Origin of the sequence: Treponema sp. UBA753, assembly GCF_002297325.1 — a bacterium.
In the GTDB taxonomy this organism is placed as follows: Bacteria; Spirochaetota; Spirochaetia; order Treponematales; family Treponemataceae; genus Treponema_D.
Window position 1 is genome coordinate 1 of the sequence record NZ_DBKJ01000136.1, and the last position, 10,162, is coordinate 10,162.

Sequence of the window (10,162 nt, forward strand, 5' to 3'; positions counted from 1 at the left end):
TTCATTTCCAATATTGAACTGCAGCTCGGTTCTTCCGCCGATATGGAAAGTCCAGTTTTCATTTATCGGCTCATCGGGAAATAAATTATACGACTTTGGGCGGCTTAACTTTTTTGCCTTAACCCGAAACTGCTGGATTTTTCCAATCTCGTAATTATTCAACTGACTGTTTATGTCCTTGCTGATTTTCCTTAAATCCATAAAAACTCCGGTTATTAATTCTAGTTTATAATATAATGAATTTGAAGAATTATTCTCACCCTTCCCCATGCAACTTTTCAAAACTGTCGTTTTTCCTTTTTATTCCGTCCAAAAATCCCAAGAAAATGTATTTCATGCGCTGCAAGCGGTTCGGGAGGAAACAAAGGTAAATAAGCGGCATAGGAAACCACATCAGAAAGAAACGGATTTTATACTTTACAGGAACATAACGCCGCCAAAAGATTTTTATTGAGTCACGGAGCTGGTAATATTCACGTACAGGATGATTTATCCGCAGGTTGAATTTTCCGATTTTCTTCACGCCTTTTCCCAAAGTGTGAGTCAGTGTCAGTGCATTGCAAAGAACAATCTTGAAGCCAGCTTTTTTCATCCGCCAGCAGATGTCCCAGTCCGCCATGTCAAGAAAAACCGCCTCGTTCCAGAATCCGATTTTTTTCAGGACGGAATATTTTGTCAGAAGTCCGGAAGTTATCATCGAGGAGACCGTATAGCAGCTGGCAGAAAGAACTTCAATTTTTCGGGGAGCAATAATTTTACCGGAATTTGTATCGATATACTGTGGACCGACACAGCCGATTTCATGATTCAAATCAATTTTCTCAAAATTACGAACCAGAGTCTCAGCGTAACCCTCACAGATTCTTGAGTCCTGGTCAAAGAAAAAAATGTAATTCTCATCATCAAACTGGCGGCTTTTCAGCGCAACATTGAACGCCTTTGAAAGCCCGAAATTTTCTCTGTTCGCAATGTAAATGCAATTTTGGATTTCCGCAAAAAGATTTTGGCTGTCACAGCCAGGCGTATTGTCAGAGAGAATCACACAGTCAACCTGAGAAGCAAGAACTTTTATATTCTCCGCAATTTTTTCATTCGGATAGAACAATGTTACAAGCGCATAGACTTTTGAACTCATAGGAAACCTCTTTTAAATAGACACAAGCGAATAATAAAAATTATTCAAAAACGACAGCATCAAACAGATGCAGATGAAAAAAATATATCCAACCCATTTTTGTCTGAAAATATTTATAACAAGAGGAAGAAGAAATATTATAGATGGACGAAGCATCTCGCTGAATCTTGAAGCCACGATTGGAACACTATTCAAAAGCGGATAAACAGCAATGCTACAGAAAAATATTTTCATAAATATCGGAAAAAATTTGTAAGACATGAATTTTCTTGAATTAAAAGCAAGCAGTAAAAATATAAAAATATTTATAAGCTGATTAACATTGAACAAGTCAAGATTCTGATTCATATCCGAAATAATCGAAAGATAATAGTAGTTGTCTTCCCCTAAAACAAGCAGAAAAAGCTTTATAAAATTTATATTCAAAAAAGCTGAGAAATATATAACAACCAGAGCTAATATCCAAAAAGCAGGATTAAAAGAATTTTTCCTGAAAAAAAGAAAAACAAAAAATGCGGCTGAACTTTTATGAAAACATACAGCAATCGAAATAAGAAGAATATATATAAAATATTTTCTCTCAACAAGAAATCTGATTGAAAAGAGAAAAATCGCAATTGCGCAGCTTATTCTTATCTGCACAATATCGTGCAGAGCAAAAGAGGTTGAAATATATGTTACAAGAGAAAGCAAAGGATAAATTGAAATTTTATCAATTGTATAAACTTTCAGCGTAATGCTGATAAGCGAATAAAAAAGAAGAAAAATGAAAAGAGTCGGACTTAAAAATCTGATGACTTTTGCCATAATCTCAAAGCGGTTTTCAATTACTTTATCCGCGTGATTGAAGAAATCAAAATAATTATGATAATCAGCAAGACCTGCCGCATCCGCCCAGAAAAAACGAGAAAGCGCAAAACATAATATAGGAACAAGAAAGAACACAAACGCAGAAAAAGAAAAACGCAATGTTCTTTTATAGTTTTCCTGAACGACAGTCAGAAAAATTCCCATCGCTGTGCAGAACACAAAAATCAGACTTTTCAACATTCTTCAATCACCTTCTGGAAACTCTCAACGGCACTTTCCCAGTTGAATTTCTTTATATTTTCATTGCCGTTTTTTACAAGCCGAATCCGAAGCTCATTGTCAGAAATCAGTTTAATAATATTTTCCGCCAAAGCCTTATAGTCAAAAACCGGGGAAAGAAGTCCAGTCTCGCCATCAGCCACCATCGAAGAAAAACCGCCGTTGTCAGTGCAGGCGACAGCGCAGCCGCAAATCATCGCTTCGGCAACCGTAAGCCCAAAACCTTCTGTGGAACTTGCCGCAATATATATAGAAGAATCATTGTAAATCTTATTATGAAGCTCCTTAGAAGGGCTTTTATAATAAGTAAACCACTTTGGAAAGTTTTCCGGACTGTTGAAAATCCCAAAGACAGAAACATGAATCTGCGGAAACTTGTTGTGAACAATCTCAAGAGCCTTTACAGAATCCTCAAAGCGTTTTTCTGGACGTGTGTGGTACATAAGGCTTATTTCATAAGGATTCCGCTCTTCAATTTTTTGAGAAAGCGTAAAATATGAAAAATCCAATCCGTTGTAAATGAGCATGGCATCTTCGCCTGCACTCCGAACTTTTTCCAAAAGCCACGGTGTTATGACAACTTTTTTCATAGGAAATCTATAGCTTTCAAAAACTTGGGTTTCGGAAAATGGAGGCCATTTTTCGAAACCCTGTATCAGATAGATACAGGACTTCGAAATGTCGAGACTTAAGTCGTGCAAAGCAAACGCGCTGTCAATAAAAGTTGCGACAAGCACATCATAATTATTAAAAATTTTCCTGCTGTAAGAAAAAGAGAATTCCTCTTTTACATTTTTTAATGGAAACCACCGCTGCCGATAAAGTTTTAGAATTTTCAGAGGCAGATATGCAAGCAGTTTCTTTATCCGCACAAGCAAAGAAAACTTCATTCTTTTTGTCATAAAAAGCGGATAAAAAACAGAAACCTTATATCCAAGCGCGGACAAACGGTTTGCATACTCATAGGCGATTTTATACCCGCCGACAGCACCATGAGAAAGCCCCGGCATTATAAAGCAAATTGATTTTTTTGGATTCATATTACATTACCTAACTTTAGCAATTCAGAAACAACATCAGTATTATTTAATGAATTCAATTTCTCATAAGTAAGCTTAGGTAAGTTTGTTAAATCAGAAGTCGGAAAATTAATAAAATTTTCTAGACTTTTTTGTTCCTTTAGAGAAAATGATTTATTCAAATCAACTTCTTTTTTTCTTATATATTTTAAAACGCCCAATTCATAAAAAATCCATGGAGAATTTGTTTCTTTATCCTCTACAGAAGCCTTAGCATTAATTGAGTTTGGCGTATTAATAAAAAATACAAATTTACAAGAATCAAAAGCCTGCATAATTGCATTACATAACATTACATGAACATAAGAGGTAGTTAAATTTCTGTCCTCATAGCTATAAGTAGTTCCACCTTTATCTTTCACATAATGAGATACAAAATCAGAATTATCTATTTGTTTCAAAATTGTATCGGCACTTCCCCAAACATCACTATCAAGAAAACTTGTAAGTTTCAACTTCTCTTCCAACCAGGATTTTAAATTACAAGCAATATTTTCATCTTTATGAGAATGAGATATAAATATATCAGCTGGTTTTATTGGAAATATATTTTCCTGCAAAGATTTTGCATCAATTTTTTGATTTACAATAAAATCCTTTAATCTACAATCATTTTGATTTTCCTCATAATGAGCTGAGTTAAATTTATCAAAACCAACGCAATTAAAACCACAAATCATACAATCCTCCAATTTTTATTATTGAAAAATAGAAACATCCATTCTCAATTTCTTATAAACAACAATACTTACATTTCCCTTTATATAGTCCAAATTAAGTTCTGCACAGGATTTTGTTATTCGCAATGACTCATTTTCTGTAAGTCCAACTCTAGAGAATCCTGTTCCCATAAGAGGAATATATAAGTCCCCGCCCTGACAATTTTCATCATAAAATTTAAATAAAGCATTTAACGCAATTATTAATTTAGATTTACTGCACGATGCCTTATTATGTTCATCAAATTCAGCTAATGCTAATAATAAAAAAATTTTTCCTTTATCATTTTCTGGAGCAATTTGAACTATAGTACCTACTTCAAATCTATTTTCTGATAAAGTCGAATATTTTGACTGTTGTTTTTTGTCAATTTTATATTCTTTCTTATCAATATAAGTTTCTATATCATTTTTGAGTTTATCATTTTTATTTTTATAGAATTTACTTATAAATTTTCCATGTAGAGAATCTGGAGCGACCCTTGGATATTTTATGTTCAGAGATTCAGAATCGACCTCTGTCATAAATTGTGTATCAACAGGAATAACAATGAATTGTTTTTTATTCTTTTTTTGTTTTAAGTTAAAAATATCACCATATATAATTGATAAAGTTGAATTATTTTTTCCCCAAACACGATTTTCTACTTTCAGAAAAGTCAATAAACAAGATAAAATAAAAGCAATAAATACACAGAAAATAAAAAATAAAAAAACTACGGAAAATTTTCCCAATAAACAAAAATTCCAATTTTTTAAAGTAAAATCACCAAAAAAAGAAAATACTGTTAAACTAAATGAAATAATAGACATTTCTACTGCTAAAACAGACTTAGTTTTTTGTTTTATAAAATTTTTATTTAGACAAATAAAATTCATCAACAACTCCTTATTTTTTTAATCCATTCCACAAACGAAGATTTTCCTTCAATGTCTTCCCGCAAGAAAATCCTGAACTTTCAGTTTTATAGCAGGCTTTATAGGAAGCCCATTCAAAATTGAAAATGCAATCTCATCAGAAACAACAAGCCAAGTTGAATATCCGTGTCCGTTTGGCATTCCAGTTACGTCCCAGAACCAGCGGATTCCCAAGCAAGGCTTTTTATCCCATTTAATAGTCACGGCTGCCCAGCGCTCATTCAAATCTTTGTAAACCACATTGTACGGTCCGCTCAAATTTTCCTGCGGAGAATCTATCTGCAAGATTTTTGAATCGTCAGTCAAATCGAAATATTCACCGCCATCTGTTGCCATAATTTTCCTCCAAAATACATATTTCATCTGAAGACAAAAAAAATCCCCAGAACACAAAAACATTCTATTTTTATGCAATTCTGAGAATAATGAAAATATGAAGATTTTAAATTTAAGATTTTTGGCTCAGCCATTTATTTTCAGGCTGAAAAGAGAATTGATTTTAAGCTGTTATATTTCTATTTTAATTTTTCAAAGTTTATAGCGATTCTAAAAACTCGTCCGCAGTATAAACTGGCAAAGATGAATTCAAGAAATCTTTTTTGTTCCGCGTTATTATGCAGTCAAGATTTTCAGACAAAGCGCACTCGTTCTGAAGCCCATCCTCAAAATCCGAAAAAGATTTATTCTTCAATGCGTGAATTATTTTTCCTTTATCAACCGCACAGACTGTAAAGATAGAGCAGAGGTCAAGAAGCAATTCCCTTCGCTCATCATCCGTAAAATCTTTTCGCAAAATATAGAACATATTGGAAATAGAATGTGCCGCAACAAAGCCATGAAGGATTCCATCCTTGCAAAGTGATATAATCTTCTGAGCAGAATCGCAGAATGAAGCTCGCTTGCAGAAGAAATCCAAGAAAATATTTGTATCAATAAGCACGCGAATATTTTTCATCAAGCGCCTCTAAAAGCTCTTTTTTTGGATCTATTTCTCTGGCAATCTTGCCTTTAAGCTTCATCAAGGAATCAAAGGCAACCTGCTTTGTTTTGCAATCAGAGGATTTTTCTTTTACAGATGTAAGATAAATAACATAATTTGCAACAGAATTGAGAGAATCCTCATCCAGTGCTGTTATCATCTTTGTAAGAGCAGCAATATTTTGCATATTCACCTCCCGTAAAAAGCAAGTTTTCAGCGCAGACTCTTTAAGTTCAAAAGATAAAAACAAACAACATTTTTGGCTATTTTTATCTTATCCACATATATAATATAGCACGAAACAGACTTTTTTTCACCCAAATTAAAAACAGAAATGTCAAAGAACAAACATTTGCATAACGCAAAATGTCAAAAATCAATTACCTTCTCAGTTTTCCTCCTGCACTTTATTTTTTCAATTTTATCCATTCCACAAACGGCGAACTTTCTCTAATTTCTTCCAGCCGTTTGTTCACATTCTCAAAACCGACTGGCACGAGCAGTTTTTCAAAATTGCCTAAAAAAATCCGGCTATTTAATCCAAAATCCTCCAGCAGGGAATCTATCCGCACATTCTGGCTTTCAAATTTTCCGCTTTGATGGACTGACAAAAAAGGCTTGTTAAAAATCAAAGAGAACACTGTTCCGTGGAACGAGTTTGTAACAACCGCGCTTGCGTTCCCGTAAAGCCCAAGCCACTCTTCCACCGTCGGAAATGTTTTTTTATGAAAATTGATTTTTTGCGCCTCATTTGCTGGAACATAAACCACTTCAAGATTTTTAGACTTCGCAAATTTTTTCAGTCTACGTATAGAAAAATCCGTGTCGTTTCCTAAAAGATAAAGCAGAATATAGGGCTTTTTTGGAGCAAGACTTTTGCTTGCAATTTTCTTATATTCACCGGAAGAAAGAAGCATTGTCGGGTCTTGCTGAAGCACTGCGTTTTCAAATCCAAGCCCTTTGCAGATTTCAACTCCGTTTTTTTCACGGCAGGAAATAAAGTCAAATCTCGAAAGCTCCTTCCTAAAAAGACTCTCAAATTCCATGTTCAACGAGCTTTTTCCAAAAGAAGCCGCGCAGGAAATTTTCTTTGCAGAATCCGGCGCAAATGAAAGAAGAAACGCTTTTATCTGTTCAGAAACTGCACCATAATTTTCTCCGTAAGTGTTCCAGACCTGATCGCTTCCGGCAATGTAAATTTCAGCGGCAGGACAGCCATCTTCAAGCTCGGAAAGACTTCTGAAAATTTTTGTGGGATTCAAGTTTTTGTCCACGAAATCAGGAAATTTTCTTTTCTCATCATTTTTATTTTCTGATGAAATTTTCCGTGCAATCTTGCAGAACAAGCGGCTTTTGAAATAATGAAACAATGAAAAAAATCCGTTTTTTTGCAAAAGCGATTTATAATAACTTCGCCTTGAACAGCCAAGCGGAATATCAGTTCTAATCAGAAAAGTCTCAAAGCCGAGAGAGCGCAAAAAAGTCTGCAAGGCGAAATTCTGCAAGAGGGTGCCATAATTGCTTCGGGTAATCCAATATGTTATGATGCCGACTTTCATCACCTACTCCATCAAGTCTTTTTTCAACGCCTTGCGCTGGTTTTTCAGGCTGCGTTTTGCGTACCAGATAGGGAAAAGCCCGATTATCAGGTTCTTTATTTTTGTCTTTAGCTTTAAGTCAGCCTTAAGATTTGCGGAAATGAACAGCCTGCGGTTGTTTTTCAGGCAGTCTTTATACAGTTCAATGTTTTCTTTCTTTGAATCTGTCGCGATAATCAGGAACAATGTGAAATTATAGTTTTTCCAGATGTGCCAGTTGCAGGCGTTTATAAGACGCGGTGTTTTTATAACAAGCTCGCTTTTTATCTTGTTTATAGCTTTCTGCGCATAAGTTCCCATTTCCAGACGGTATTTTGTCATCGCAGAATTTTCATTGTTAAGCCTGTAGTTATAAACCTTTCTTCTGCCGACTCCCACGTGATTTGCATACTGTGCGGCAGTTACGATAAAAACCATTCCCTCGCCACTGAGTTTATGCGTAAACGTGATGCTGTTTTTCCTCAGAAACTCCAAACTGTAAATCTTGTTCCAGCAGCCGATTGCAAGATAAGGATAAAGCATTGTGCAGGCAGCTTTTTCAGGCAACCAAGTTTCAATCAAGTCATTGTCAATCTGCTTTCTGTCTCTTGTCGTAAAATTGTTCAATGACATGCCCATTTCAGAATCAGTCTCATGAACAAGGCGAAGCATATATTCCACGCAGTCAGATTCAAGCCAGTCATCGCCGTCCACAAAGACAAGCCATTTGCCGGTCGCAATTTCCAGAACTTTATTTCTTGCAGAGCTTACACCGCCATTCTCTTTATGGATAACCTTAATCCTGCTGTCTTTCTTTGCATATTCATCACAGATTTTTCCGCTGCCGTCAGGAGAGCCGTCATCGACAAGGATAATCTCAAGATTTTTGTATGTCTGATTTACAAGCGAATCAATCAGCTTGCTTAAAAATTTTTCAACTTTATATATAGGAACGCCTATAGAAACTTTTTCTTTCTCTTCCATAACTTATTTTCCAGCTCCTATTTTTCTTTTTCCAAATTCCACAATCTGCGATGCTTCCTTTCTGCACAGAACACAAGAGGCAAGAAGCAACACGGAATTCACCACGTAATTCCAGCCGCCCAACCTATCGTCCAAAAGAACCACAACGCATTGAGCAACAAGAATCATGTAAACCGCGCAGTCCTTTGCAATGGCAACATCCAGCCGCATCATTTTTTTTGCCTTGTACATTCTCATCGCCCAGACAAGTATGTAAGCCGCGGCGGTCGCAACTGCCGCTCCCAAAGTTCCGATAAAATGAATCAAGACGATATTCAGAACAATATTCAAGACCGCACCAGCAACTGTAGAGGTCGCAAAGCTTTTTGAGTCCTTCACAGCCGCGAATATTCCGCCCAAGTACCCCGAAAGAGAGCCGAAAACCACAGAGACAAGCAGAAACGGCACATATCTCCATGCAGCAAAGAAGTCCTTCGCATAAAGAATATGCGCAATAGGTCTTGCAAGGATAATCAGCACCGAACAGACAATGCACATCGCGACATTGTAAAATCCGTACATCTTTGAAAAAAATCCGTTTCTGTCATCCTTGTCAAAATCCTGCACGGCGGAAAGCGTCCACGCCTGGCTGAAAATCAGCTGGAACATTGAAAGAATGGAAGGAATCTTGTACGCCACAGAATAGATTCCGTTCTCAACAATTCCGCACATTGCCGTAACAATATAGCGGTCAGAAACACTGTTCACCCACCAGGAGACGCTGTTCAGGGTCATCGGGCATGAGTACGAGAGCATCTGTTTTTTGAGCGTTCTGTCCTGCCTCCTGATTTTTATAAAGCGGAAAATCTCCAGCGATACGCAGAGATAAAGAATCTGGGAAAGCGTTCCGGCAATCGTGGCAAGATAATAGCCTTTAAGCCCAAGATGAAGCGGAAGCAGAAAGATTATGTTGAGCGCAATCATCACCGCCGAGCAGAGCACGCCGGAAACGGAGACATCCTTTACCCGGTCAAAGCCGCGCGCATAGTTCAAGAGAAGCTGGCTAAGAGCGTTCACCGCGAACATCAGAAAAAGAAAAAGCGGATACTCATTGAAAAGCGGCGCAAAGTTGAGAAAAACATTCGCCACAATAAGCGACGCAAAAGCCAGAAGCGAGTAAAAATAATATTTCAGGCTTATGGAAACAATTCCTTCCTTTGCTACATTCCTGTCCAGAAGAAATACCGTTGTCGCGTCCGAGATGTTCAAAGTCAAAATCGGCACAAAAAGCCCCACAGTCGCGGAGTACAAGTCGTAAGTTCCATATTCGCTAGAAGTGAGCACGCTTGTGTACAGCGGCACAAGAAAGAACGTCAGAAGCTTAGTTCCAAACTGCCCCACAGTGAGAAAAGCTATATTTTTTGCAAGATAACGTTTGCCTTTCATAGAAAAGTCAGTTGAAAACTTCCCTCACATCATATTTTCCTCGCCTATACTTCACCAAAAATTTCACAAGCTTCATCTGCCTTGCCACGCGCTTGAACGAGAAACTTGCGAACAGCCGGAAAAACCATTCAAGTCCGAGGCGGATCATGAACTCAGGCGCGCGTTTTGTGTTTCCGCTCCAGAAATCGACAGCACCGCCGTTTCCGAAGATTATTTTTGCGTTCAGTTTTTGCTTGTTTTCCCAAATCCACTTTTCC

At 36.9% G+C, this 10,162-nt stretch carries 13 protein-coding genes; all 13 read right to left on the minus strand.

Annotated features, from left to right (window positions below; all coding sequences use genetic code 11):
* A partial coding sequence (locus B4C08_RS10635; RefSeq protein WP_296665230.1) for a hypothetical protein occupies positions 1–201 on the minus strand: 201 nt, incomplete at its 3' end.
* A gap of 55 nt (positions 202–256) precedes the next feature.
* Positions 257–1,135, minus strand: coding sequence for a glycosyltransferase (locus B4C08_RS10640; protein ID WP_296665233.1), 879 nt, complete (start codon positions 1,133–1,135; stop codon positions 257–259).
* A gap of 12 nt (positions 1,136–1,147) precedes the next feature.
* Positions 1,148–2,185, minus strand: coding sequence for an EpsG family protein (locus B4C08_RS10645; RefSeq protein WP_296665236.1), 1,038 nt, complete (start codon positions 2,183–2,185; stop codon positions 1,148–1,150).
* Entirely contained in the window at positions 2,179–3,264 is a 1,086-nt protein-coding gene (locus B4C08_RS10650; RefSeq protein WP_296665239.1) for a glycosyltransferase family 4 protein, read from the minus strand. Before B4C08_RS10650 ends, B4C08_RS10645 begins: the two co-directional genes overlap by 7 nt.
* Positions 3,261–3,983, minus strand: coding sequence for a hypothetical protein (locus tag B4C08_RS10655; RefSeq protein ID WP_296665241.1), 723 nt, complete (start codon positions 3,981–3,983; stop codon positions 3,261–3,263). Before B4C08_RS10655 ends, B4C08_RS10650 begins: the two co-directional genes overlap by 4 nt.
* A gap of 18 nt (positions 3,984–4,001) precedes the next feature.
* Entirely contained in the window at positions 4,002–4,901 is a 900-nt protein-coding gene (locus B4C08_RS10660; protein WP_296665243.1) for a macro domain-containing protein, read from the minus strand.
* Between the two features lie 48 nt (positions 4,902–4,949).
* On the minus strand, positions 4,950–5,276 hold the full coding sequence (locus tag B4C08_RS10665) for a hypothetical protein (protein ID WP_296665245.1): 327 nt from the start codon (positions 5,274–5,276) through the stop codon (positions 4,950–4,952).
* Positions 5,277–5,475: 199 nt separating this feature from the next.
* Entirely contained in the window at positions 5,476–5,895 is a 420-nt protein-coding gene (locus tag B4C08_RS10670; protein ID WP_296665247.1) for a PIN domain-containing protein, read from the minus strand.
* Entirely contained in the window at positions 5,870–6,106 is a 237-nt protein-coding gene (locus B4C08_RS10675) for a hypothetical protein (RefSeq protein WP_296665249.1), read from the minus strand. Before B4C08_RS10675 ends, B4C08_RS10670 begins: the two co-directional genes overlap by 26 nt.
* 220 nt (positions 6,107–6,326) lie before the next feature.
* The gene (locus B4C08_RS10680) at positions 6,327–7,478 is read right to left on the minus strand and encodes a polysaccharide pyruvyl transferase family protein (RefSeq protein WP_296665250.1); all 1,152 of its coding nucleotides are present in this window, start codon (positions 7,476–7,478) and stop codon (positions 6,327–6,329) included.
* Positions 7,479–7,481: 3 nt separating this feature from the next.
* A complete protein-coding gene (locus tag B4C08_RS10685) occupies positions 7,482–8,480 on the minus strand; it encodes a glycosyltransferase (protein ID WP_296665253.1) in 999 nt (332 codons plus the stop codon).
* Between the two features lie 3 nt (positions 8,481–8,483).
* The gene (locus B4C08_RS10690) at positions 8,484–9,905 is read right to left on the minus strand and encodes an oligosaccharide flippase family protein (RefSeq protein ID WP_296665255.1); all 1,422 of its coding nucleotides are present in this window, start codon (positions 9,903–9,905) and stop codon (positions 8,484–8,486) included.
* Between the two features lie 7 nt (positions 9,906–9,912).
* Positions 9,913–10,162 (minus strand): WecB/TagA/CpsF family glycosyltransferase (locus B4C08_RS10695; protein ID WP_296665257.1); only part of this gene is annotated, 250 nt, incomplete at its 5' end.